At 67.2% G+C, this 22057-nt stretch carries 24 protein-coding genes; 7 read left to right on the forward strand and 17 right to left on the reverse strand.

The features are described from left to right. Positions 1-261: 261 nt before the first annotated feature. Positions 262-651 carry an OsmC family protein gene (locus BRO63_RS22155; protein WP_088141870.1) on the forward strand — a complete coding sequence of 130 codons (390 nt, stop codon included), beginning with the start codon at positions 262-264 and terminating at the stop codon, positions 649-651. Positions 652-702: 51 nt separating this feature from the next. On the opposite strand, the gene BRO63_RS22160 is transcribed toward BRO63_RS22155, so the two are convergent. The 4 genes from BRO63_RS22160 to BRO63_RS22175 form a co-directional block, all read right to left on the reverse strand. After that, complete coding sequence (locus BRO63_RS22160) at positions 703-1308, reverse strand: hypothetical protein (protein WP_088141871.1); 606 nt, start codon at positions 1306-1308, stop codon at positions 703-705. 63 nt (positions 1309-1371) lie between these two features. Then, positions 1372-2490, reverse strand: a complete 1119-nt coding sequence (locus tag BRO63_RS22165) for a glycosyltransferase family 4 protein (RefSeq protein WP_088141872.1) — start codon at positions 2488-2490, stop codon at positions 1372-1374. Next, a complete protein-coding gene (locus BRO63_RS22170; RefSeq protein WP_088141873.1) occupies positions 2465-3421 on the reverse strand; it encodes a glycosyltransferase family 9 protein in 957 nt (318 codons plus the stop codon). Before BRO63_RS22170 ends, BRO63_RS22165 begins: the two co-directional genes overlap by 26 nt. Before the next feature lie 185 nt (positions 3422-3606). Then, positions 3607-3957, reverse strand: a complete 351-nt coding sequence (locus BRO63_RS22175; protein ID WP_088141874.1) for a hypothetical protein — start codon at positions 3955-3957, stop codon at positions 3607-3609. Positions 3958-4269: 312 nt separating this feature from the next. Between BRO63_RS22175 and BRO63_RS22180 the strand changes: the two genes are divergently transcribed. From BRO63_RS22180 to BRO63_RS22195, 4 genes are all read left to right on the forward strand, one after another. Next, a complete protein-coding gene (locus BRO63_RS22180; RefSeq protein WP_088142029.1) occupies positions 4270-4449 on the forward strand; it encodes a hypothetical protein in 180 nt (59 codons plus the stop codon). 137 nt (positions 4450-4586) lie between these two features. Further along, a complete protein-coding gene (locus BRO63_RS22185) occupies positions 4587-4958 on the forward strand; it encodes a four-helix bundle copper-binding protein (protein ID WP_256943380.1) in 372 nt (123 codons plus the stop codon). Between the two features lie 56 nt (positions 4959-5014). Beyond that, the gene (locus BRO63_RS22190) at positions 5015-5413 is read left to right on the forward strand and encodes a PRC-barrel domain-containing protein (RefSeq protein WP_088141875.1); all 399 of its coding nucleotides are present in this window, start codon (positions 5015-5017) and stop codon (positions 5411-5413) included. A gap of 167 nt (positions 5414-5580) precedes the next feature. Continuing rightward, a complete protein-coding gene (locus tag BRO63_RS22195) occupies positions 5581-5784 on the forward strand; it encodes a hypothetical protein (protein WP_088141876.1) in 204 nt (67 codons plus the stop codon). Between the two features lie 3 nt (positions 5785-5787). Here the strand turns inward: BRO63_RS22195 and BRO63_RS22200 are convergent, their stop codons facing one another. The 10 genes from BRO63_RS22200 to BRO63_RS22245 form a co-directional block, all read right to left on the reverse strand. Further along, positions 5788-6021 (reverse strand): DNA-3-methyladenine glycosylase, encoded by a 234-nt coding sequence (locus BRO63_RS22200; protein WP_088141877.1) that lies wholly within the window; start codon positions 6019-6021, stop codon positions 5788-5790. A 94-nt stretch (positions 6022-6115) separates the two neighbouring features. After that, complete coding sequence (locus BRO63_RS22205) at positions 6116-6676, reverse strand: DUF4142 domain-containing protein (RefSeq protein ID WP_088141878.1); 561 nt, start codon at positions 6674-6676, stop codon at positions 6116-6118. A gap of 87 nt (positions 6677-6763) precedes the next feature. After that, entirely contained in the window at positions 6764-7036 is a 273-nt protein-coding gene (locus BRO63_RS22210; RefSeq protein WP_088141879.1) for a hypothetical protein, read from the reverse strand. An 89-nt stretch (positions 7037-7125) separates the two neighbouring features. Continuing rightward, the gene (locus BRO63_RS22215; RefSeq protein ID WP_088141880.1) at positions 7126-8238 is read right to left on the reverse strand and encodes an NAD(P)/FAD-dependent oxidoreductase; all 1113 of its coding nucleotides are present in this window, start codon (positions 8236-8238) and stop codon (positions 7126-7128) included. After that, a complete protein-coding gene (locus BRO63_RS22220) occupies positions 8235-9623 on the reverse strand; it encodes an FAD/NAD(P)-dependent oxidoreductase (RefSeq protein WP_088141881.1) in 1389 nt (462 codons plus the stop codon). Before BRO63_RS22220 ends, BRO63_RS22215 begins: the two co-directional genes overlap by 4 nt. Continuing rightward, positions 9614-9916 (reverse strand): (2Fe-2S)-binding protein, encoded by a 303-nt coding sequence (locus BRO63_RS22225; RefSeq protein WP_088141882.1) that lies wholly within the window; start codon positions 9914-9916, stop codon positions 9614-9616. Before BRO63_RS22225 ends, BRO63_RS22220 begins: the two co-directional genes overlap by 10 nt. Further along, complete coding sequence (locus BRO63_RS22230) at positions 9913-11598, reverse strand: thiamine pyrophosphate-dependent enzyme (RefSeq protein ID WP_088141883.1); 1686 nt, start codon at positions 11596-11598, stop codon at positions 9913-9915. The genes BRO63_RS22225 and BRO63_RS22230 overlap by 4 nt, the downstream gene beginning before the upstream one ends. Next, on the reverse strand, positions 11595-13331 hold the full coding sequence (locus BRO63_RS22235; RefSeq protein WP_088141884.1) for a hydantoinase B/oxoprolinase family protein: 1737 nt from the start codon (positions 13329-13331) through the stop codon (positions 11595-11597). Before BRO63_RS22235 ends, BRO63_RS22230 begins: the two co-directional genes overlap by 4 nt. A 10-nt stretch (positions 13332-13341) precedes the next feature. After that, the gene (locus tag BRO63_RS22240) at positions 13342-15417 is read right to left on the reverse strand and encodes a hydantoinase/oxoprolinase family protein (RefSeq protein ID WP_179215181.1); all 2076 of its coding nucleotides are present in this window, start codon (positions 15415-15417) and stop codon (positions 13342-13344) included. Positions 15418-15541: 124 nt separating this feature from the next. Continuing rightward, a complete protein-coding gene (locus tag BRO63_RS22245; RefSeq protein WP_088141886.1) occupies positions 15542-16486 on the reverse strand; it encodes a LysR family transcriptional regulator in 945 nt (314 codons plus the stop codon). Positions 16487-16622: 136 nt separating this feature from the next. Between BRO63_RS22245 and BRO63_RS22250 the strand changes: the two genes are divergently transcribed. Continuing rightward, the gene (locus tag BRO63_RS22250) at positions 16623-17588 is read left to right on the forward strand and encodes a Bug family tripartite tricarboxylate transporter substrate binding protein (RefSeq protein ID WP_256943381.1); all 966 of its coding nucleotides are present in this window, start codon (positions 16623-16625) and stop codon (positions 17586-17588) included. 189 nt (positions 17589-17777) lie between these two features. After that, entirely contained in the window at positions 17778-19283 is a 1506-nt protein-coding gene (locus tag BRO63_RS22255) for a tripartite tricarboxylate transporter permease (RefSeq protein WP_088141888.1), read from the forward strand. A gap of 46 nt (positions 19284-19329) precedes the next feature. Here the strand turns inward: BRO63_RS22255 and BRO63_RS22260 are convergent, their stop codons facing one another. From BRO63_RS22260 to BRO63_RS22270, 3 genes are all read right to left on the reverse strand, one after another. Then, positions 19330-19803: a DUF4148 domain-containing protein gene (locus tag BRO63_RS22260; RefSeq protein WP_088142031.1), complete on the reverse strand. Its 474-nt coding sequence runs from the start codon at positions 19801-19803 to the stop codon at positions 19330-19332. 158 nt (positions 19804-19961) lie between these two features. Beyond that, a complete protein-coding gene (locus tag BRO63_RS22265) occupies positions 19962-21311 on the reverse strand; it encodes a heavy metal sensor histidine kinase (RefSeq protein ID WP_088141889.1) in 1350 nt (449 codons plus the stop codon). Continuing rightward, positions 21311-22000, reverse strand: coding sequence for a heavy metal response regulator transcription factor (locus BRO63_RS22270; RefSeq protein ID WP_088141890.1), 690 nt, complete (start codon positions 21998-22000; stop codon positions 21311-21313). Before BRO63_RS22270 ends, BRO63_RS22265 begins: the two co-directional genes overlap by 1 nt. Positions 22001-22057 lie beyond the last annotated feature (57 nt).

Consider the following 22057-nt stretch of genomic DNA (forward strand, 5'->3'; position numbering starts at 1 on the left):
GTGAGTGAATCACTTCTTTAAATCGGAATTCTGCCTAAAAATTCAAGAATCCTGCCTAATTGTTCTAAACAGAACTCAAGCGCGAAGCGCCTGAGCCGGTGGCGGGAGTGCGTTGCGTCCGATTGACTTCTTATTGCAACCGCTGCCGCGATGCATTGACGGCTACCCTGTCACCTCCCATACCAGCATCTCCGCTGGCCTTCCCCGGTGCTCGATCCAGGCCTAGCCTGTCGTCTCTTTCATCCCCGACAGGAGACCCCTATGGTGACGGCGAAACGGCTGGGCGAGCCCTATGGCGTAGAAGTAACGAACGGCCACAATGTTCTGCGTTCGGACACGCAAAAGGACGGCAAGGGAGGTGTCACGGGCATGCGGCCGCACGAACTTCTCGAAAGCGCGCTTGCGGCCTGTGTCTGCATGTCCATCGGCATGGCCGCGGACCGCGCCGGCGTCGCGTTGCCCGAGGCGACGGTGCAGGTGGCCATCGACCGTCAGGATGACGAAACCGGATTCGAGGTGAGTCTGCGCTTCGCGGCGGCGCTGACGGCGGCGCAGCAGGATCTGGTTCGCGCCGCGGCGCAGTTGTCGCCGGTCGCGCGCACGCTGGGCAAGACGGTGCGGGTCCGGCCTGCCGCAATCCTGGCGGGTTGACCAGGGCTAGCCGTTGGAGGCGGGCAGAACGCGCTTCTGCCCGCGGCTCAGTTACTGGCTGAACTCAAACACATAACTGTTGGCCGACCCCGCCGCGCGGTTATACAGCGGGCACCAGCCGTTCACCGGCGCAACCTCGCAATACCGGTTGCGGCCGTACACCTGGGCGATCTTCCAGTCCTGCTTCGCATCGGCGCGTTCCAGCAGGTACTGCATGCGCACGCCGCGTTCCTTGCGGTCGCGCTCATCGTTGTCCACGGGAAAGCCGGGCGTCGAGGGCGTGGCGTTGCGGATCTGTGCAACGACGAAGGCGCGCGTGTCGGATTGGACGTCGACGTTGACCACACTGCGCTCGTAGGTCTCGACGCTGCATTTTTCGTCGCCGTTTTGCCGGGCCTGCAATTGCGCGGTGCTCAGGGCGTCCTCGGCAGTGCTGAACGGACGGTACAGCTCGGCCAGTTCCTTGCAGGCGGTGGCGGTGTAGCGGTCATGCGCGTCACGAACCTGCCACCAGGATTTCACCGCCGCTTCCGGCGTGTTGGCGGCCAGCTGCAGCTGCGGCGTGGCGGCTTGGAGCCGTTCCCAGGGTGTTTCTTCCTGCTTGGAGCAACCCGCCAAGGCGATTGCCAGGACGAGCAGTAGGGCGGGCTTGGTCACGGTACTGAATCGGGTAAATAAATCGGGGCACCATGATACCTCTTCCACCTTGGCGGCCGCCGGTCAGCCGGGACGCAGCGCCCGTTTGTACGCTTCCAGGGTGCTGTACATCTTGCCCGCGAGCCGGAAGTTCGCGTCCGCGAAGGCGCGGGCGTTGCCGACCATGGCCGCGGTCTGCACGGGGTTGCCGCGGATTCGCATGATGCGCTCCGCGTAGGCGGCGATGTCGCCTGGCGGCGCCAGCCAGCCGGTCTGGCCTGGCGTGACGATTTCCGGCAGGCCGCCGACGTCGCTGGCGACCACCGGGCGGTGCGCGGCGAACGACTCGGGTACGACGCGGGACCAGGCTTCGGTGGCCGAAGGCACCAGCACCACGTCGGCGGCGCGGATCATTTCTGCAATATTGTTGCGATGGCCGGCAAATACCACATGCTCGGATATGCCCAGCTCGACGGTCAGCTGATGCAGCGCATAGGCGTAGGGCTTAGTGCTGGCCGTGGGCATGCCGACCACCAGCGCGGTGGCGGGCAGGCCCTGGACGTGCAGCCGCTGCACCACGCGCAGCAGGTCGGCCTGGCCCTTCTCGGGGCGCAGCATGCCTATGGTGGCGATGACGCAGGCGCGGTCGGGAGCGCGCATGCCCAGGGCTTGCCGGGTGTGCAGGCGCGCCTGCGGGTTGTCACCCGTCTGGAAGAACTCGTCGGCGGCCCATTCTCCGACCACGCTGATTTGCTCGGCGGTGGCCAGGCGTGCGGCCAGGATTTCCTGCTTGCCCAATACGCTGGTCGCGATGACGTGGTCGCAACCCAGTTTCCATTCCAGCCGGCGCCGGGGCGAGCTGCGCATGGGCTTGGCGAAATGGCGCGTCCTGACGACTGCGCACAGATCGCGGCATAGCGCGGCGGTCTTGCCGTCCGCGCGGCTGTGGCTGTCGATGATGTCGATACGCAGCGTCTTGACCGCGCGCCGCAGTTTCAGGACCGTGGCCGGCGAGTAGGCGGAGTCGAAGTCTATGTCCACCGCGCGCAGGCCGCGCTGCCGCGCTTCGCGTCCGATTTCGCTGTCCGCTGGAGCGGCGATCGCCACTTCGTATCCATGGCGCTGCAGCCATGCCGATTGCTCGAGGACGCGGAATTCCAGTCCGCCCAGGCTGCGCTCAGCCAGCGTATGCAGGATGCGCATGATGCTCCAGGACCTTGCGGCAAGCGCCCAGCACTTCGTCGGGCGTGATGGAATTGATGCCGTCGCGGGGATGGCGGGGAACGACAGCGGCAGAGTAGGGGCGGTCCCAGAACCATTCGGGATTGGACTCGTTGAACACGCCGACATAGGGCACACAGGCGCCTTGCGCCACATGCGAGGGGCCGCAGTCGTTGGCCACGATCAGGCGTGCGCGCAGCATGATGGCGCTGAGCTCGGGCACCGAGCGGCAGTAGGCGATGGAAAATTCCGGGCGCCGCATGGCTTCGAGCTTGTCGCGTTCGGCCGTCTCTTGTTCTCCCAGCACGAACAGGAAGCGGGTGTCCTGGCCCAGCAGCAGTTTCAGCCTCTCGGCCAGGCGCAGATAGTTCAGCAGGCTCCAGCGCTTGAACGCTCCAGAGCCCCCGCCCGGGATCATGACCACGTCGGCCGCTTGCCCGGTATGCCGATGCGGGTAGGCCAGTGTCTCGAAGCAGCGGCGCGCCGCGGCCTCGGCGTCGAACTGCCGGTACGACGCCAGCAGCCGGAGATTTGCCAGGCCGATGTATTCGGCAATGCTCTTGCGATGGGAGTGCGTCCAGGCCAGGTCGCTCATCCGCTCGTTGCGAAAGCCGAAGCGCAAGGCCGGCCGACGCAGCAGATTGAGCAGGCCGAAGCGCTCGCTGCTGTGATGCAGGCTGACGCAGACCGGGGTGTTTTTGCGCAAGGTGCGCAGGTAGTCGCCAAACGTGGCGGCGCGCACGAACTCATCGACCCAGGGCACGCTGCGGTAGAAGCCCGCCAGGTCGTCGCGGGCGACCACCCGGATTCGACTGGATGCCCACCAGGTTTTCAGTTGATAGAGCGCCGGCAGGGCGACGATCTGGTCGCCTAGCCGGGGCTGGCTTCTGATATAGACAACGATTTCCGGCATAGGCAACCTCGTTTGCACGGCAGGGGTTTTTGAGGTCCGGGGGACCGCTGCCGCGCAATGTATCGATCCAGTCGAACGAATCTTTCCGAGGTTTTTTAAGGAGTGTGAAGAACCGATAGGGTTTGGTGCACACAACTAAACAATTGGGCCCTATGGCGTTTTCCGCTCATGCCGTCGTGGCGCGGCTACTTGGAGCCGCCCGTGTTCGGGTACCCAGGAGGCGGCGTGGCGCCACTGCCCTTGGTGGTGGGCACGTTGTCGTTGGCCTCGCGGTGACGACCCTGCTTGTCGGTCGTGTGCTTGTCGGACCGGGTGTGGTCGCCCTTGTTCAGATTGGGCGGGTTGGTCGGCGTGTTCGGCGTCGCATTCGGGGCGGGCGGCTTCTGTCCGGGAGGCACCGGCTGGTTGGGGGGAACGGCGGTGCCGTCGTTTGGCGTGTTGGACGGCGAGGTGGGCATGGCGGACTGCGCCAGCGCACCGGCCGAAGCCAGTCCGGCGGACAGGGCCAGCGCGTAGGTGAAGGCTCGGAATTTCATGAGTACGCTCCTATGTGGGAAATGCGGGAACGTATCCGCAAGCGGCATGCCTGGCAGGACCCTGGTCCGCGCCCGCCCGCAGGGGCGGCCTGGGCGCGCCGGAAAAAAATACCGATTCAGGATTCCTCTTCCTCCAGGGTGGACGCGCCCGTATTCCCAGACCTGATCGGACAGATGCGCCGCGGTTCCAGCAAGCGGCGCAATGCAGGAACGTGGTAACCCCGTCGTGCCGCATCCGGGCGGCGCCGGCGCCACCTCTGCCGGGGCATGGCGCTTGCTGAGATCCCGCAATCCACCGCGAGGACGCCAGCCATGAAATCCAAAGACCATAAGCCCAACCCGTCGGCCGACGACACCGACCGTGAACTCCAGGCCAGCCACCGCGATGAGCAGAAGCGGACCAAGAAGGAAGGCCACGTAAGCCAGATAGGCACCGGACAGGATCAGCAAAGTCGGCGCAATCGGGGGGCCGGGGCGCGCAGCAAGGGCTGAGCCGCCGCATGCGCGGCGCTAATCCGCAGGCGGCGGCGTGTGGAGTAAGGCCGCGATGTCCCATCCTCACTATGCGCAGCTCGGCGGAATGGTATGGCCGCTGTTCGCGGCGTTCTGCCAGGAACCGGGCATGGCGCTTGCTGAAAGGGTCCACCCGGATTGAGCGCAAGGAGGAAACGATGGCTGGAAGTGACAAGGAAATCGAGGATTGCACGCGCCTTTGCCTCGATTGCTATCGGAGCTGCCAGCAGACCGCGTCGCAGCACTGCCTGGAGGCGGGCGGCGAGCATGTCGAGCCAGGGCATTTCCGCCTGATGCTGGCCTGCGCGGAGATCTGTCGCAGCGCTGCCCACACGATGCTCATAGGCATCGAGCAGCACGGCAGGATCTGCGCCGCGTGCGCGGAAATCTGCAGGGCATGCGCGGAAAGCTGCGCCGGCCTGGATGGCATGGCGGAGTGTGAAGAAGCCTGCAAGCGTTGCGCGCAGGCGTGCGAAAGAATGGCGTAGCGATACAGCCATGACCGTGGTTCAACGTGGGGCAGGTCCCCGCATAGGAGAGACGCATGGAGCATCAAACCAATATCGTTGGCGGCCCCAAGGATTCCCCGACCGGGCCGGGTCCCGAGATCATGGCGGCGGACACACTTGACGGCAACGACGTCGTCAACGCCTCGGGGGAAAGCCTGGGGTCGATCAAGGACATCATGATCGACGTGCCGCGCGGACGCGTGGCCTACGCCGTGCTGTCGCGCGGCGGCATCCTGGGCATGGGAGACAAGCTCTTCGCCATTCCGTGGACAGCGTTGACGCTGGACACCGATCGCAAGTGCTTCATCCTGAATGTCGACAAGGAGGCGCTGAAGAACGCGCCGGGTTTTGACAAGGACGATTGGCCCAGGATGGCGGACGAAAGCTGGGCATTGAGCGTGCACAAGTACTACAACCAGGATCCCTATTGGTAGCGCGCGGCCACGAAGGGCGGCCCCAGGCCGCCCTTTTTCGTGGCCGTTCTGTTCTTCGCGTGCCGGTGGCTGGCCTTGTCCATACGAGCCTCGTGCCGCGCCGCCCCTGTGCAAACGCGGGCATGCCGCTTGCTGCTGCACTTCACCCAGCCTTCAGGAGTAGCGTCATGAACAAGTTCGAACGCGATACGGCGGCGCCCGTCGAGGTTTTGAGCGAAGGTGAACTCAGGGCGCGGCGCACGCTCGAAGCTGCGAGGCGACTGCTGGATCCCCAGGCGGAGCCAGCCGCGACGGTCTCTTCGGTCGAGGCGGAACTCAAGCGCTACGTCCGGGAGACGTATCGCAGGCGCTCGTATGGCTCCTATAGCTGAGCGCTACGATTGCTGGTCGTCCCAGACCGACGTGTGCCGGTATTGTTCGGCGCGTGCCAGCGTGCGGTAAAAATCCGCGCCGACCCGTATCAGCCTTTCCAGTTCCGCCGGCCGCAGCTTGGGCTGCAGCGCCATCAGGCATTCGGCGTAGTTGGCCAATACCTCGGGCCAGTCACGGAAGTCCCGGTCGACCGCTGGCGTGGCGATCATTTGTGCCAATAGTTTCTCGCGATCCATAAACATATTCCGCAGCAAACGTACTGGTTGCAGATGCGCCTGCAGTTATGCGCATCAGTTTCTTCGCGGGTATCGAAGTTCAGGGGAATGGCTCCTATTTCTTGGTGGCCTCCATGCGCTGTTGGATGCCGGTTGCCATTTCCAAATGTTGTTGGAGTACCGGCAGGGTCTCGATCGCGAATTGCCTGACGTCGGGATCCTTCAAGTCGTTCGACGCCTTCTCGAAAAGCTTCACCGCGTCCTGGTGCGCGGAGACGCCGATCTCGTCGACATACGCCTTGTCGAAGCTATCGTCGCGCAAGCCCAGGGCCTTGAGCTTGGCCTGCTGGACCAGCGATGGTTCGGTGGGCGCTTGATAGCCTTTGCTTTGCGCGAGCGTTGCCAACTGCTGGCCGGCCTTGCCGTGGTCATCGACCATTTTTTGCGCAAAGGCCTTCACATCCGGGTCGCGGGCTTTCTCCAAGGCGAGCTTGCTGCCGGCGACTTCGAGATTGCCAGCCTGCGCAGCATTTTCAAGGAAGTCCCGGTCGGCGCTGTCCAGCTTCGCTTGCGCAGCCATGGGGGGAGCGGAGGGTGCTGTCTGCGCCTGTGCGGCATGGGCGGCAGCCAACGTCATCGAGGCGAGGATGGTGGCGGTCAGATAGCGGGTTCTCATGGAAACCTCCAGATTTGGGCGCAGGACGCTGTTATGGGTGGGAAGCCAGCATCCAGCAGCAATCGCTGTTCCCGACTGCCGGCGGCTTCAGCGGGGCTTGGGCTTGCCCATCAGCTTGCGCGATACGCCGGCATGTTCCGCGTCGGTGACCCGGTCCGCGCCTATGTCGGCGCCTTCGTGGTCGCGGTCGCGCGGATTGGCGCTTTCGCGGTCGCCGGTGCCTTGCGCATCGCTATCGGTGTGGACCAGGTCCTGGGGCAGGTCGCTGGCCGAGTCCGACGAATCGCTGGGGCCCAGGTCGGGCCGGGGAGACGCGTCAATCCCGGGATCGGGCAGGAAGGTGATGGGCGTGCTGGGCATGATGGTTCTCCGTGGGGCTGCATACGGTGCCATGGATTCTGCGCAGCAAGCGGCATGCCTGACGTTGAGACTTCTCAGCCGCGGTGTGGTTAGGCGGCCTCCCACCGACTGGCCGAGAACTTTTCCGTCATCATCAGGCCCCCGCGTCCCGTCGCCATCTCGGCGATGACCTCGCCCACCGCCGGCGCGATTTGAAACCCCCCGCCCGAGAAGCCGAAGGCATGCAGCAGCCGCGGGACCCGCGGGCTGAAGCCGATGACCGGGTTCTTGTCGGCGAAGTAGCCTTCGATGCCAGACCAGCAACGGATCACGCTGGCGCAAGCCAGAGCGGGCAGGACGGACGGAGCGGCGCGCCCAAGTTCGGCGAGCGCCGCGCGGCCGGGCCGGCTGCGGTCGCCCGGCAGCGCGCTGCCGTAGCCGCCACCCATGACGATGTTGCCGCGCGCGACCTGGCGGGCATAGAAGCCGCCGCCTTCGACGCCTAGCGACACGCCGATCTGGGGCGTGAGCGGTTCGGTGACCAGCATGGTCGGATACTTGACCTGCAAGGGGAGGTCGTCGCCGAACCAGCGGGCCACCGCCGCTCCCCAGGCGCCCGCCGCATTGATGACCGCGGCGGCGCGTATCCGCCGGCCGTCGGCGGCCGTCAACAGGAAATCGCCGCCCCGGGTGTCGGCGTGGGTGATGGCGCAGTGTTCGAGCAGGCTGGCGCCGGCGCGCGCGGCGGCATGGGCGAATGCGGGCGACACCAGGCGCGGATTGGCCTGGCCGTCTTCCGGACATAGCGAGCCGCCGGCAATGCCCGGACCCAGCGCGGGAAAGCGGCGGCGCAGCTCGGCGGCGCCGATGATCTCCAGGCCCAGGTCGAAGTCGCTGACCTTGTCGCGGTAGGCACAAAGCTTGTCCAGGTCGGCCTCGGAGCGCGCCAGCTTCAAGTGGCCGCTGCGCAGGTATTCCGCATCGGTGCCGATGAGTTCCGGCAGGCGCGACCAGATGCCGTGCGCGCGTTGCGCCAGATAAAGCTGTTCGATCGAGCGGCCCTGCCGGCGCACGCCGCCGAAGTTGACGCCGCTGGCGCGGGCGCCGCTGGCGCCGCCGTCGATCAGCGCCGTGGCGACGCCCATGCGGCGTAGCGCCAGGGCGGCGCTGGCGCCCACCAGGCCGGCGCCGATGATGGCGACTTCCGTGTGCAGCGGGTTCATGGTTCCGCCTTGCCCAGCATGGCCAGGTTCAGGGGTTTTACGGGCGCCTGGCCGCGCAGGCGGCCTATGTCCGCCAAGGCCAGTCCACGGCAGTCGGCCAGCAGTTCGGCCGCGCCCGCCTGGCACATGCGCCCCTGGCACAGTCCCATGCCGATGCGCGTCAGCGCCTTCAAGCGGTTGAGATCGTTGATGGCGTACTGCGCGGCTGCGGCACGCAAGGTGCCGGCGCGCACTTCCTCGCAGCGGCAGACCATGACCGAGTCGTCGCAGGCGGCGCTCGCGCCGGGCAGGGGAAAGGCCCGGTCCAGGCCGCGCCGGAACCTGGCCCATCGGGCCTGGCGGCGGGTCAGCCACCGCACCCTGGCGGCGCTGACCGCGACGCCGCTGTCTGCCAGCATGGCCAGCGCGGCGCGTTCGCCCGCAAGCTCGGCCAGCACGGCGCCGCCTATGCCCGCGCCGTCGCCGGCCAGGTAGACGCCGGCCGTTGACGCGCGGCCGTCGGAATCGCGGCGCGGCAGCCAGGCGCGCTGGGCCGCATCGAAGCCAAAGTCGCAGTCCAGCAGGTCGGCCAGCTGCGTTTCGGCGCGCAGACCATGGCCCACCGCCAGCGCATCGCAGGCAATGGAGCGAGCCTTGCCGTCCAGGGTCGCGAGCACGCCCTCGACGCGCCCTGCGCCTTGCGCTGCGTCCAGCCGCGCGTCATGGTGCACGGGCACGCCGTGGGTGCGCAGCCACCCCAGGTAGTACAGGCCCTTGGCCAGCATGGCGGGCTGGCTCAGCAGGGCCGGCGCGGCGCGGGCCTGTGCGCCCAGGGGCGCGCAATCCAGCACGGCCTGCACCTGGACGCCGGCGCGCGCATATTGGTAGGCGACCAGATAGAGCAGGGGGCCGGTGCCGGCGAACACGATGCGCGGCCCGAACGCGCAGCCCTGGCTTTTCAGCGCGATCTGCGCGCCGCCCAGCGAGTAGACGCCGGGCAGGGTCCAGCCCGGGAAGGGCAGCACGCGGTCGGTGGCGCCGGTGGCGAGCAGCAGGCGGGAGTAGGGCAGGGTTTCCAGCTCGCCGTCGCGGACCAGGTCCAGGCTGCCCGGCGCGGCGTTCCATACCGCGGTTGCGGCGCGGTAGTCGGCGCGGGCGGCCAGGTCCGCGCCTGCCGCGTGTATGGCTTGCGCGCGCTTCCATTCGAAACCATAGCGCTGGCGCGCAGTGCCGCGCTGTGTTGCGCCCTGGCGATAGATCTGGCCGCCGGGCAAGGCGGCTTCGTCCACGATCACCGGACGCACGCCGTGGCGCAGCAGCGTCTGCGCGGCGCGCACCCCTGCGGGGCCGGCGCCCACCACCACCATGCGCGACGCGCTCTCGGCGCCGGGCGGATTCATTTGCATGCGAGTTCTCCGGGCTGGGCGCTGACCAGCTCCATGCCGTCTTCGGCCTGGGTGGAACAGGCGCGCAGGCGCGCGCCGTCCGCGGTCTGCACCCAGCAATCCTGGCAGGCGCCCATCAGGCAGAAGCCGGCGCGCGGCGCGCCTTCGCCCAAGGTGACGCGCAGTTGCTGCGCGGCCAGCAGCAGCGCCGTCAGCACGGTGTCGCCTTCGTGGGCCAGCAGCGGCAGGCCGTTCCAGGTCAGGCGCAGCCGCGCGGAGGCGGGCGCCGACACGCGGCGCAGCAGCGGTTTCATGCGGCGGTCTCCGCAAGGCGCAGTTGCGACAGGGTACGGTCCGGCAGGATGATGTCCGCGTCGTAGCGCAGCTCCACGATGGCCGGCATGCGATGCTCCCGGGCATGCGCCAGCGCCGCGTCGTAGGCCGGCGCGAAATCCTCCGTGCGTTCGACCGCGGCGCCGTAGCCGCCGTAGCTTCGCGCCAGCGCCGCGAAATCGGGGTTGACCAGCTCCGTCGCCAGGGCGCGTCCAGGATAGGCGCGTTCCTGATGCAGGCGGATGGTGCCGAACAGGCCGTTGTTGAAGACCAGCACCACGATGCCCAGCCGGTACTGGGCCGCGGTGGCCAGTTCCTGCATGGTCATCTGGAAACAACCGTCGCCGGCGAAGCAGACCACGGCCGCATCGCGGTCGCGCAGCTTGGCTGCGATGGCCGCGGGCAGGCCGTAGCCCATGGCGCCGACGGCGGGCGCGAGCTGGCTGCCTGGTCCTTTGAAAGCGATATGCCGGTGAGCGTAGAGCGCATAGTTGCCCGCGCCGACGGTGACGCACGAGCGCCGGGGCAAGGTGGCTGCGACGTGGCGCGCCGCCGCGTTCAGGTCCAGCGGGCCGGGCGTGGGCGCCAGCGCAGGCGCCACCTCCACTGCATCAGCGCCGCGGCGGCGAGGCTGCCAGCCCGGCGTCGGCGAGAGGCTGGCAGCGGCCTGCGCAAAGCCGGCGACGCTGGCGACCATGCCCAGCGCCGGGGTGCACAGTCGCCCGATCTCGTTGGCGTCCGGGTGGATGTGGACCAGGGTCTGGCGCGGCGAGGGCGAGGCCAGCCATTCGTAGTTGATGGTCGTCGGCTCGCACAGGCGGGTGCCCAGCGCGATCACCAGATCGCTGTCCAGCACGGCGCGTTTCTGGTGCGCAGGCATGCTGGCGCTGACCTGGCCCACGAAATTGGGATGGTCGTTGTCGAACAGCTCCAGGCGGCGCCAGGCGGTGGCCACGGGCAGGTCGAAGCGCAGCGCGAAGTCGCGCACGGCTTCGCGCGCGGCGGCCGGCCAGCGCGAGCCGCCCAGCAGCAGCAAGGGCCGCTGCGCCGTTTCCAGTAGTTCTCGCAGGCGCAGCATGTCGGCGTCGGCCGGGCGGGCGCAGGGTGGCTGCGGCGCAGCGGCCAAGGCCACCTCGGCGACGCTGGACAGCATGTCTTCGGGCAGGGAAAGAACCACGGGCCCTGGCCGCCCGCCCGTGGCGATGGCCCAGGCGCGCGCCAGGTATTCGGGGATGCGGTCGGCCCGCTCGATCTGCGCGACCCATTTCGCCAGCGGCGCGTACATGGCGCGGTAGTCCACTTCCTGGAAGCACTGGCGGTCGGAGGTGTCGCCGCCGACCTGGCCGATGAACAGGATCATGGGCGTGGAGTCTTCCCTGGCCGTGTGCACGCCGATCGCCGCGTTGGTCGCGCCCGGACCGCGCGAGACGAAGCAGATGCCGGGCTGGCCGGTCAGCTTGCCGTGCGCCTCGGCCATGTAGGCGGCGCCGCCTTCCTGGCGGCAGACCACCGCTTCGATCGTGTCGCGCCTGGCGTAGAGCGCGTCGATGCAGGGCAGGAAGCTCTCGCCTGGCACCATGAAGACGCGTTCGACGCCATAGACCTGCAACTGCGCGACCAGCAATTCACCGCCGCTGCACGGCCCTGGGGCGGGCGCGCTCATGCCGCATCTCCTTGCAGTGCGCGCGCCACGCGCTCCGCCCCGTAATCGCGTTCGGCCGCGGCCCGGCTGACCTTGCCGCCCAGCACATCGTTGCGGATGGCGGCCGCGCCACGCTCAGCGGGCGCGCCATAGCCGCCGCCGCCGGGCGTCTCCAGGCGCACGGACTGGCCGCTGGCCAAGAGGTGGCCGGCAATCTTGTTGGGCAGCCGCTGCTCGTCCGGGCGGCCCGGATTCTGCACCACGCGCGAGGTGCCTCCCGTCAATCCGCCGTTCAGGCCGGCGGCGCCGAACAGCGCGGCGTCGCAGCGTATGGTGCAGATCAGCTGGTCGTGCAGCGAGCGGATCTGGCGCGCGATGCCCATGCCGCCGCGGTGGCGGCCCGCGCCGCCGCTGTCGTTGACCAGCGCGTACTCTTCGACCAACAGCGGGTATTCGATCTCCAGCGCTTCCGCGGGCAGATTGGAGGTATTGGTCACGTGCACCTGGATGCCGTCCATACCGTCGCCCTGCGCCCGTCCGCCCGCGCCGCCGCCCAGCGTTTCCAGGTAGACGAAGGTGCCCTTGCCGTCCTGCATGGGCACGGAGAACAGCATGGAGGGCATGACGTCGTTGCACGAGGCCATGGCGCGGTCGGGCGGCAGCAGCTGGCCCAGCGCGCCGATGACGGTGCCGGCCACCCGTTGCGCGGTGGTGACGCGCGCGCCCACCGCCGCCGGAAAGCGCGGGTTGGTGATGGTGCCTTCGGGCGCGGTGATGGTGATGGGCTGGAACAGGCCGTTGTTGGGCATGAGTTCCGGGTCGAGCATGGCCTTCACGGCGAAGTAGACGCTGGCGTTCAGGGCGCTGGCGGGCAGGTTGAAGGCGCCGCGCGCCTGCTTGCTGGTGCCGGTGAAATCGACATGGAGCTGGCCGTCGCGCGCCTGCACGTTGGCCTGGATGGTGACCGGGTCGCCGCCCATGCCGTCGTCGTCCATGCGCTCCGTAAAGGTATAGGTGCCGGCGGGCAGCTGTGCGATGCGGTTGCGTAGGCGCCGTTCCGTGTACAGCATGATGCTGTCGATGGCGGACAGCACGGTCTCCAGGCCGGACTGCTGCACCAGTTCCAGCATCAGCCTGGCGCCCTTGTCGTTGGTGGCGATCTGGGCGCGGATGTCGTGCATGCGGTTGTCCGGTTCGCGCGTGTTGTGCGCGATCATCTCCAGCAGGTCCATGTCCAGCTCGCCTTCGCGCACGATGCGCATGGCCGGCAGCCGGATGCCTTCCTCCCACACCGTCTTCAGGTGGTGCGAGGTCGAACCCGGAACGGCGCCGCCCACGTCGGTGTGGTGGCCGATGTTGGCCGCGAAGAAGCGCAGCACGCCTTCATGGAAGATGGGGGTGATGACGGTGATGTCGGGCGCGTGCGTGCCGCCCGCGAGGTAGGCGTCGTTGCACAGGAAGGCGTCGCCCTGGCGCACGCCGGCCGCGCCGTAGCGCCGCAGCACGGCGTCTATGCCGCCGGACAGCGATCCCAGGTGCACCGGCACGTGGGCCGCCTGCGCCACCAGGCGGCCGGCGGCGTCGAACAGCGCCACGGAGCAATCCTTGCGCTCCTTGATGTTGGTGGAAAAGGACGAGCGGATCAGCGTATTGCCCATTTCCTCGGTGATGGACAGCAGGCGGTTGCTGAAGACCTCCATTTCAATGGGGTCGAAGGTGTCCGTGCCAGCGGCGGAAGTCGAACGGTTGGTCATGGCGTGCGCCTTAGCTGTTGAGGTTGACGACGAGGTTGCCGTATTCGTCGGCGCGCGCCTGCTGGCCCGGCAGCACGACGGTGGTCGAACTCATTTCCTCGATCACGGCTGGCCCTTCGATGGCGGTTCCCACCGGCAGCAGGGCGCGGCGCAGGATGGGCGTATCCACCCAGCCGGTTCCCTCGAAGTACACATTGCGGCGTTCCTTGAGGGCGCCGGCCAGGCTGGCGCCGCCCGCTACCCGGGCCAGCGGCGCGCGCGGCACCAGGCCGGTGGCGCGCACGCGGCAATTGACGATCTCCACCGGACGGCCGGCGGCGTCATAGCCATATTCGCGCACGTGCGCCGCGCTGAATGCCGCGACGAATTCGTCCAGCGGCATCAGTTGCATGCCATCCAGCGGTACGGCGATCTCGAAGTTCTGGCCCTGGTAGCGGGCGTCGATCACGGCGGCAAGGCGTTGTTCAGACTCCTTCACGCCTTCGCTGGACAGCCAGGCCCGCGCCTTGCCGGCTAGGGCTTGCAGCGCCTGCTGCACGGCGGTCCAGCCGCCGGCGGTGGCGTGCGCCATCAGCGTCTGCACGAAGTCCATGGAGATGTCGGACAGCAGGATGCCGCGCGCGCACATGGTGCCGGGTTCCTGCGGAATCAGCAGGGTGCCGATGCCGCAGTCTCGCGCCAGCTCGGCGGCGTGCAGGCCGCCGGCGCCGCCGAAGGCGCAGAGCGCGAACTTGCGGATGTCATGCCCCCGTTCGGTGGAGACCGCGCGCACCGCGCGCGCCATGTTGGAGTTGGCGATGCGCAGGATGCCGTAGGCCGCTTCCTCGATGCTCAACCCCAGCGGGCGGGCGATCTGCGCTTCCAGCGCCTCGCGCGCCTGGCGGGCATGGACGGCCATGCGGCCTTCCAGTAGCGCGACCGGATTCAGGCGGCCCAGCACGACGTGGGCATCGGTGATGGTCACGACCTGGCCGCCGCGGTTGTAGGCGATGGGGCCGGGCACCGCGCCCGCGCTCTGCGGGCCGACCTTCAGCGCGCCCGCATCGTCGATGCGCGCGATGCTGCCGCCGCCCGCGCCGATGACGTGCACGTCCACCATCTGGGTCTTGACGGGATAGTCGGCCACCAGGCGGCTGGAGGTGAACAGCGGCCGCAGCTCGGCCACCAGCGACACGTCGGTGCTGGTGCCGCCCACGTCGAAGGTGATCAGATTGGGCAGGCCTGCCACGCGGCCCAGTTCGGTGGCGCCGATCACGCCGGCGGCGGGGCCGGACACGCAGGTGCGCACGGGCGCCGTCAGCACCGATTCCACCGACATCAGGCCGCCGTTGGAATGCACCGTGGTCGGCTCGGCCGCCACGCCCATGGCGCGCACCGAACTCACCAGGTTGCGCATATAGCCCGCCATGCGCGGGCCGACATAGGCATTGAGCGCGGTGGTGGACATGCGTTCGTACTCGCGGAACTCCGGCAGGATCTCGCTGGACACGCTCAGGTAAACGCCCGGCAGGTGTTCGGCCAGGATGTCGCGGGTGCGGCGTTCGTGCGCATCGTTGCGGTAGCTGTGCATGAAGCAGATGGCGACGGACTCGACTCGGGCCGCGGCCAGCTCGCGCGCCACCGCCACCACTTCGTCCTCGTCCAGCGCCTGCAGCACGGCACCGTCGGCGCCGATGCGCTCGGTCACTTCGAAGCGCCACTCGCGCGGCGCCAGGGGCTGCGGCTTGGTCACGTTGTAGTCGTAGAGATGGGGGCGTGTCTGGCGGCCGATTTCCAGCACGTCGCGAAAGCCGCGCGTGGTGACCAGCGCGCAGCGCGAACCCCTGCGTTCGATCACCATGTTGGTGGCCACGGTGGTGCCGTGGCCCACGTGCGCCAGCTCGGAGCCGGCGATCTCGTGTTCGCGGATCAGGTGGGCCAGGCCTGTCTGGATGGCCTCGGACGGATCGTGCGGCGTCGAAGGCACCTTGAAGTAGTGCAGTTCACCGGTGTGCTCGGCGAGCAGGGTGAAATCGGTGAACGTGCCGCCTACGTCGAAGCCGACGCGAAAACGGCGGGCGCCCGGGGCGGATGCGGTCTGGGTCACGCTGGTCTCCAGGATGCTGGCGCGCAAGGCGCCGGGAGTGGGATGACCAGAATGCTATTGACGCACCATCATTCGGTCCAATCAAAGATTGGTATCAGTGATTATCACTGTAGTGAATGAAGCGCTAGTACGGATGCGACTCCGCCGGCGGAGCCTGGTCGAACACCATGCCCTGGGCCTGGCAAACCTTCAGGATCTCCTCGCGCAGCCAGCGATGCGCCGGGATGTTGTCCGAACGTTCGTGCCAGATCAGGTTGACGGTGCGCTGGGCGAAGGGAAAGGGCGCCTCGACCGCTTCCAGCAGATGGCTGTAGGGACTGTTGCGCACGGTGTTCATGGGCACCACGCAGATCAGGTCGGTCTCGGCCAGCAGGCGCGGGGCCAGCGCGAACTGGTTGATGGTGAGCACCACGTTGCGCTTGTAGCCGTGGGGCGCGAGTTCATGGTCGATCAAGGTGGGCGTGCCCAGCAGGCTGACCATCAGGTGCCGAGCGCGCAGGAAGCTGTCCAGCGTGAAGCGCGGCTGCGCCAGCAGCGGGTGCCCCTTGCGCATGGCGCAGACATAGGTCAGCGTTTCCAGGGGCAGGGTGCGCAGCGACGAGCCGAAGTTCGAATACACGCCGGCCGCCATGTCGACTTCGCCTTTCTCCAGCAGCACGCCAGCATTGTCCAGCGAGTAGGGGTGCAGGTGGATGCGGACGTTGGGCGCCACCGTCTGCTGCTCCACGAACAGCGGCCGGATGACCTGGTCCGCCACATAGTCGGACATGGCCATGCGGAACACGGCCTCGGAGCGCGCCGGGTCGAAATCGTTGCGCTCCAGGGTGTCCGCGATGCGGGCCAGCGCGTCGCGGATCGGCGGCCACAGGAGTTCGGCGCGCTGCGTGGGCAGCACGCCGCCCTGGATCTTCACGAACAGCGGGTCCTTCAGGGTCAGGCGCAGCCGGTTGATGGCATTGCTGACCGCGGGCTGTGTCATGTGCAGCGCCGAGGCCGCGCGCGTGACGTTGCGTTCGGTCATGACCGCATCGAAGATGCGCAGCAGGTTCAGGTCCATCGAGGTCAGCATCGCAGTCTCGGATCATTATCAATGTTGGTGATAGAGATCTATTTTAATTGTTGATTAGCCATATAACGCAGGACCGCTTAATCTTCCCCCGGTGCAAGCGCAGTCGATACACCACGAGGGGAAATCATTGATGGTCATGCATCTGAAAACTCTGGCCGCTGCCTGTCTGGCGGCCGGGATCGCCGCGCCCGCGATGGCCGCGGATACTTATCCCAGCAAGCCGATCACGATCGTCCTGCCCTATGCGACGGGCGGGTCCGCCGACATGCTGGCGCGCTTCGCCGCGCAGGCTTTACAGACTGAACTGGGCAAGCCGGCCATCGTCGAGGCCAAGCCGGGCGCGGGCGGCGTGCTGGGCACCGAGTTCGTCTCGCGCGCCGAGCCCGACGGCTACACGCTGGCGCTGACCGCCAGCGGCACCATGGCCGTCAATCCCTATGTCTACAAGCTGCGCTACAAGCCGCTGGAAGACTTCAAGCAGATCACGGTGCTGGTCGACCTGCCTTTCGTGGTGGTCACGAACAATGAGTTCCCGGCCAGGAATCTCAAGGAATTCATCGACTACGGCCGCAAGAATCCGAACAAGATCACCTTCGGCAATGCCGGCCTGGGCACCCAGCAGCACCTGACCCAGCTCATGTTCGCGCGCGCCGCCGGCATGCAGGTCAACATCGTGCCCTACAAGGGCAGCAGCCCGGCCATGAACGATCTGCTGGGCGGCCATATCGACGCCGTGCTGGACAACACGGGCGTGCAGACGCCCTTCATCAAGGCGGGCAAGGTACGGCCCTTGTTCGTGACCAACCCGGAACGCGTGGCGGCCTTGCCCGACGTGCCCACCGCGCCCGAAGCCGGCCTCCCCGGGTTCTCGGCGGTCGCCTGGTTCGGCCTGGCCGCGCCCAAGGGCACGCCGGACGAGATCGTCGACAAGATCCAGCAGGCTCTGGCGCGCGAGTTCGCCAAGCCGGAAATGAAGCAGCGCCTGCTGGACCTGGCGATGATTCCGCGCGTGTCCACGGCGGCTGAGACCACGGCCCGGGTGAAGAGCGACCTGGAGACCTTTGGCAAGATCGCCAAAGAGGTCGACCTGCAGCCGATGTGACGGGACGGCCTTGCCGCGTCAGCGGCAGGGCCTCCGTATCGCGCTTTCGCGAACGGCGCGCGCAGCGTCCAAGCGCGCCGATCCGTCCTGAACTACTCATCTCCAGTCCGTAAAAACCCGGGTTCCTCGGCTTTTTATATCGTATTACGATCTATTTTCGTATGACGATAAAAACACCAAGGAGCGGGGATGGAACTTGTCGATAACCTCATGCTGGGGTTTTCCGTGGCGTTCACGCCGGAGAACCTGCTGTATGCGCTGTTGGGATGCGTGCTGGGCACGCTGGTAGGGGTGCTGCCTGGCCTGGGACCCGTGCCCACCATCGCGATGCTGCTGCCGATCACCTACGTGCTGCCGCCCGTCGCGGGGCTGATCATGCTGGCGGGCATCTACTACGGCACGCAGTACGGCGGTTCGACGACCGCCATACTCGTCAACCTGCCGGGAGAGACATCGGCCGTCGTCACAGTGCTCGACGGCCACCAGATGGCCCGCAACGGCCGCGGCGGCGCCGCGCTGTCGCTGGCCGCCATCGGTTCCTTCTTCGCGGGATCGGTGGCCACCATGCTGATCGCGGCATTCGCGCCGCCGCTGGCCGAGGTCGCGTTCAAGTTCGGACCGGCCGAGTACTTTTCCCTGATGACGCTGGGCCTGGTCGGGGCGGTGGTGCTGGCCTCCGGTTCGCTGGTCAAGGCGATCTGCATGATTCTGCTGGGGCTGCTGCTCGGCCTGGTAGGCACGGACGTCAATTCGGGCGTGGCCCGGTACGACTTCGGCATCCCCGAATTGCAGGACGGCATCAATTTCGCGATCGTGGCGATGGGCGTGTTCGGCTTTGCGGAGATCATGAACAACCTGGAGCTGAAGGACAAACGGGTCGAGATCACGGACAAGGTGGGCTCGCTGTATCCCAATCGCCAGGAGATCCGCGAGGCGGCGCCCGCGATCGTGCGCGGCACCGCGGTCGGATCGATGCTGGGCATCCTGCCCGGCGGCGGCTCGGTGCTGTCGGCCTTCGCTTCCTACACGCTGGAAAAGAAGCTGTCCAAGGAACCCGGGCGTTTCGGCAAAGGGCACCCGGCCGGGCTGGCCGGGCCGGAATCCGCCAATAACGCCGGGGCGCAGGCGTCGTTCATCCCGCTGCTGACGCTGGGTATCCCGGGCAACGCGGTAATGGCGCTGATGGTGGGCGCGATGACCATCCACAACATCCAACCCGGCCCCCAGGTCATGACCAGCCACCCTGAACTGTTCTGGGGTCTGATCGCATCGATGTGGATCGGCAACCTGATGCTGGTCATCCTCAACCTGCCGCTGGTCGGGCTTTGGGTCAAGCTGCTCAAGGTTCCCTACCGCGTCCTGTTTCCGGCGATTCTGGTGTTCTGCACGATCGGGGTGTATTCGCTCAACTACAACACCTTCGATCTGTACATGACGGCCTTCTTCGGCGTCGTCGGCTACATCTGGAGCAAGCTGCGCTGCGAGGGCGCGCCGCTCCTGCTTGGCCTGGTGCTCGGCCCGATGATGGAAGAGAACTTCCGTCGCGCGCTGCTGCTGTCGCGCGGCGATTTCACCACCTTCGTGGAACGGCCGCTGTCCGCGTCCCTGCTGGGCGCGGCGGCGGTGCTGGTCGTGCTGGTCGCGCTGCCGAACATCCGCAAGAAGCGCGAGGAGGCGTTCGTCGAAGAGGACTGAGGCAGGGCCGCTCCCGCCCTCCGGCGGGTCGCGCTGCGGGCGGTCTCTACCGCCTGCCGTTCTCGATCTCCAACTGCTGCCGATATTCCGCGCCCGTGCGCATCCGCACATACTCCGCGTAGCGCTGGCGGTACTTGAGGCTGAACACGTCGGGCTCCTGCGATCCGCGGTACAGATCCTCCATGCCCGAGCGCTGCCATAGCTTCAGGTCGGCGCGCACTTCCGCGCGGGTCTTGGTCGCGGTGGCCGGCAGGGACGGCGGGTAGTCCAGCTCGCCGTAGGTGACCAGGCCGGCGGCCTTGGCGCGTTGCAGTTCGTCGGCCACCTGGGCGCTGGTCTTGCCGGCTTGGGAGGGCGCGATGGCGGGCGGATAGTCCTGCTCGCCGTAAGTGACCAGGCCGGCGTTCTTTGCCTGCTCGAGTTCGAGCCTGACCTGTTCGCGGGTCTTCGGCTCGGCCTGGACGGCAGGGGCCGCGGCGGCAACGGAAACGGCGAGGATCAACAGGGTCAGACGGTTCATGATTTCTCCATGGAACATAGTCCGGCAATCTCAACAATCTAGGGGAGGCAGATGGCCTCCCTGAGGCCGGAGCCCTCGAAAGCCGCGGTGGCGGCCGTTGTTCGAGGGGCATGGAGAAATTCTAGGGAACGGGGGCGGACAGAATCCGGACAGGCGGATTAGCTTTCTGTAATGTCGGCCGCCGCGATGCTGAAGCCTATGGTGGTGGTCCGGTTGGCCGACCTGGCGTAACTGCGGCCGCCGTGCATGCGGGCGATGGCGGCGACGATGGCCAATCCCAATCCATGATGATTGGCATCGAACTCGCGCGAGGTGTCGCTGCGGTAGAAGCGGTAGAAAAGCCGCGGCAGGTGCTCCGCCGGTATGGGCTCGCCGGTGTTGCGCACGGAGACCAGGATTTCGCCAGCGTCGCCGCGGGAGATATCGACCTCGATCACGCTGCCGGCAGCGGCATAGCGCACTGCGTTCGAGACCAGGTTCGACACGGCCCGCTGGAACAGCGCGCGATCGACCTGGGCCGGCGCATCGCCCAGCACGGCGATATCGACCCCGGCGTCCAGGGCCTCGGCCTCGTGGTACTGCGTAACCTCCTGCACAATGGCGGCCAGGCTGGCCTGCCAGCTGCCCCTGGCCTGCGCGCCGCGGTCGGCCTGCGACAGGAACAGCATATCGTTGACGATGCTGGAGAGGCGCTGCAGTTCTTCAAGGTTGGAGCCCAGCGTTTCGCGCAAGGCCTGCGGCGACGGGCGCGTGCTCAGCGCCAGCTCGGTCTCGCCGATCAGCGTTGCCAGCGGCGTGCGCATCTCGTGGGCCACGTCGGCGTTGAAACCTTCCATCTGCACATAGGCGCGCTCCAGCCGCTGCAGCACCGCGTTGAACTGGCGCACCAGGGGCCGGATCTCGCAGGGCTGGCCGCTTTCGTCGAGCCGTTCGCCGATGCGGTCCGGGGATAGCTGCGCCGCTTGTTTTCCCAGCGCATCCAGCGGCGCCAGTCCTCTGCGCACCAGCAGGGTTCCGACCGCCGCCACGACGATGGCGCCGGCCAGGGCGCAGGCGAACAGGGTCCAGGCCAGCGCCTTGCGCAGGAGGATATCGCTGGAGATGTCCAGCACCAGCTCGGCGTTCATGGCGTCGCCGGGCGCGCCGGGGTAGGGCAGCGTGAAGGCGATGCGCCGCTCATGGTGGAAATTGTTGTCGCCGGCGATGGGACTGCCGTAGTAGACCTTCTCGCCGTCTATTTCCAGCACCAGGGAGAAGTCGGGGCGGCCGTAGAAGAAGTCGCTGAGCTTGTGGCGCAGGCGGGTGGAGTCCTGGCTGGCGGCGTTTTCCTCGATCAGATGCCGCACGACCTCGACCTTCTGTTGCAGCAGGGCTTCCTGGCGGCTGGCCAGGTTCAGGTTGGTCGCGTAATAGACCGCCGCGCATACCAGGCCGAGCGCGATGAAGGTCTGGATCGCCAGCCAGCGCGACAGCCAGCGGTGCAGCGATTTGGGGCGCTGCCCGGACATCAGTCGCTCCGCGGTTCCAGCACGTAGCCCATGCCGCGCACGGTATGCAGCAGCTTCTTGTCGAAGGGCTCGTCGACCTTGCCGCGCAGGCGGCGGATCGCGACCTCGACCACGTTGGTGTTGCTGTTGAAATTGATGTCCCACACCTGTTCGGCCAACTCCAGCCGCGACAGGACTTCACCCTGCTTGCGCATCAGCAGGGCCAGCAGAGTGAACTCCTTGGCGGTCAGGTCCAGCCGCACGCCGTCGCGGCTGGCGCGCCGGCGCAGCAGGTCCAGTTCCAGGCCATCGATGCGCAGCACATTCTGGGCGACGGTCTCGGTCTGGCCATGGCCGCTGCGCCGGCCCAGCGCCAGCACGCGGGCCAGCAGTTCCGACAAGGCGAACGGCTTGGCCAGGTAGTCGTCGGCGCCGTCGCGCAAACCCTTGACGCGGTCTTCGAGCTTGTCGCGCGCCGTCAGCATCAGGACCGGGACGCGGCTGGTCTTGCGGATCTCGGCCAGCACGGAGAAGCCGTCCATCGCGGGCAGCATGACGTCCAGCAGGACCAGGTCGTATGGGCTTTCACGGACCAGATGCAGTCCGGTGACGCCGTCCTGGGCCACGTCGACCACGTAGTTGTGTTCGGTCAGGGCTCGCCGCAAGTACTCGGCAAGTTTTTTTTCGTCTTCGATTACGAGTACTTTCATGTCAGCGGAATAAAAAGAGTGCGCGGAAGTCCTCGGATCCTGCGTCTATTCTAGGCG

The sequence above is a fragment of the Achromobacter xylosoxidans genome (assembly GCF_002192695.1).
Taxonomy (GTDB): Bacteria; Pseudomonadota; Gammaproteobacteria; order Burkholderiales; family Burkholderiaceae_B; genus Achromobacter; species Achromobacter xylosoxidans_C.

Bases quoted from the DNA above. Each gene is read 5' to 3' on its own strand.
- BRO63_RS22180 (WP_088142029.1), top strand. From the start codon at position 4,270: ATGAAATCCAAAGACCATAAGCCCAACCCGTCGGCCGACGACACCGAC.
- BRO63_RS22250 (WP_256943381.1), top strand. From the start codon at position 16,623: ATGCATCTGAAAACTCTGGCCGCTGCCTGTCTGGCGGCCGGGATCGCC.
- BRO63_RS22200 (WP_088141877.1), bottom strand. From the start codon at position 6,021: ATGGATCGCGAGAAACTATTGGCACAAATGATCGCCACGCCAGCGGTC.
- BRO63_RS22265 (WP_088141889.1), bottom strand. From the start codon at position 21,311: ATGTCCGGGCAGCGCCCCAAATCGCTGCACCGCTGGCTGTCGCGCTGG.
- BRO63_RS22175 (WP_088141874.1), bottom strand. From the start codon at position 3,957: ATGAAATTCCGAGCCTTCACCTACGCGCTGGCCCTGTCCGCCGGACTG.
- BRO63_RS22255 (WP_088141888.1), top strand. From the start codon at position 17,778: ATGGAACTTGTCGATAACCTCATGCTGGGGTTTTCCGTGGCGTTCACG.
- BRO63_RS22245 (WP_088141886.1), bottom strand. From the start codon at position 16,486: ATGCTGACCTCGATGGACCTGAACCTGCTGCGCATCTTCGATGCGGTC.
- BRO63_RS22235 (WP_088141884.1), bottom strand. From the start codon at position 13,331: ATGACCAACCGTTCGACTTCCGCCGCTGGCACGGACACCTTCGACCCC.
- BRO63_RS22270 (WP_088141890.1), bottom strand. From the start codon at position 22,000: ATGAAAGTACTCGTAATCGAAGACGAAAAAAAACTTGCCGAGTACTTG.
- BRO63_RS22260 (WP_088142031.1), bottom strand. From the start codon at position 19,803: ATGAACCGTCTGACCCTGTTGATCCTCGCCGTTTCCGTTGCCGCCGCG.
- BRO63_RS22205 (WP_088141878.1), bottom strand. From the start codon at position 6,676: ATGAGAACCCGCTATCTGACCGCCACCATCCTCGCCTCGATGACGTTG.
- BRO63_RS22190 (WP_088141875.1), top strand. From the start codon at position 5,015: ATGGAGCATCAAACCAATATCGTTGGCGGCCCCAAGGATTCCCCGACC.
- BRO63_RS22230 (WP_088141883.1), bottom strand. From the start codon at position 11,598: ATGAGCGCGCCCGCCCCAGGGCCGTGCAGCGGCGGTGAATTGCTGGTC.
- BRO63_RS22155 (WP_088141870.1), top strand. From the start codon at position 262: ATGGTGACGGCGAAACGGCTGGGCGAGCCCTATGGCGTAGAAGTAACG.
- BRO63_RS22210 (WP_088141879.1), bottom strand. From the start codon at position 7,036: ATGCCCAGCACGCCCATCACCTTCCTGCCCGATCCCGGGATTGACGCG.
- BRO63_RS22225 (WP_088141882.1), bottom strand. From the start codon at position 9,916: ATGAAACCGCTGCTGCGCCGCGTGTCGGCGCCCGCCTCCGCGCGGCTG.
- BRO63_RS22220 (WP_088141881.1), bottom strand. From the start codon at position 9,623: ATGCAAATGAATCCGCCCGGCGCCGAGAGCGCGTCGCGCATGGTGGTG.
- BRO63_RS22195 (WP_088141876.1), top strand. From the start codon at position 5,581: ATGAACAAGTTCGAACGCGATACGGCGGCGCCCGTCGAGGTTTTGAGC.
- BRO63_RS22215 (WP_088141880.1), bottom strand. From the start codon at position 8,238: ATGAACCCGCTGCACACGGAAGTCGCCATCATCGGCGCCGGCCTGGTG.
- BRO63_RS22170 (WP_088141873.1), bottom strand. From the start codon at position 3,421: ATGCCGGAAATCGTTGTCTATATCAGAAGCCAGCCCCGGCTAGGCGAC.
- BRO63_RS22165 (WP_088141872.1), bottom strand. From the start codon at position 2,490: ATGCGCATCCTGCATACGCTGGCTGAGCGCAGCCTGGGCGGACTGGAA.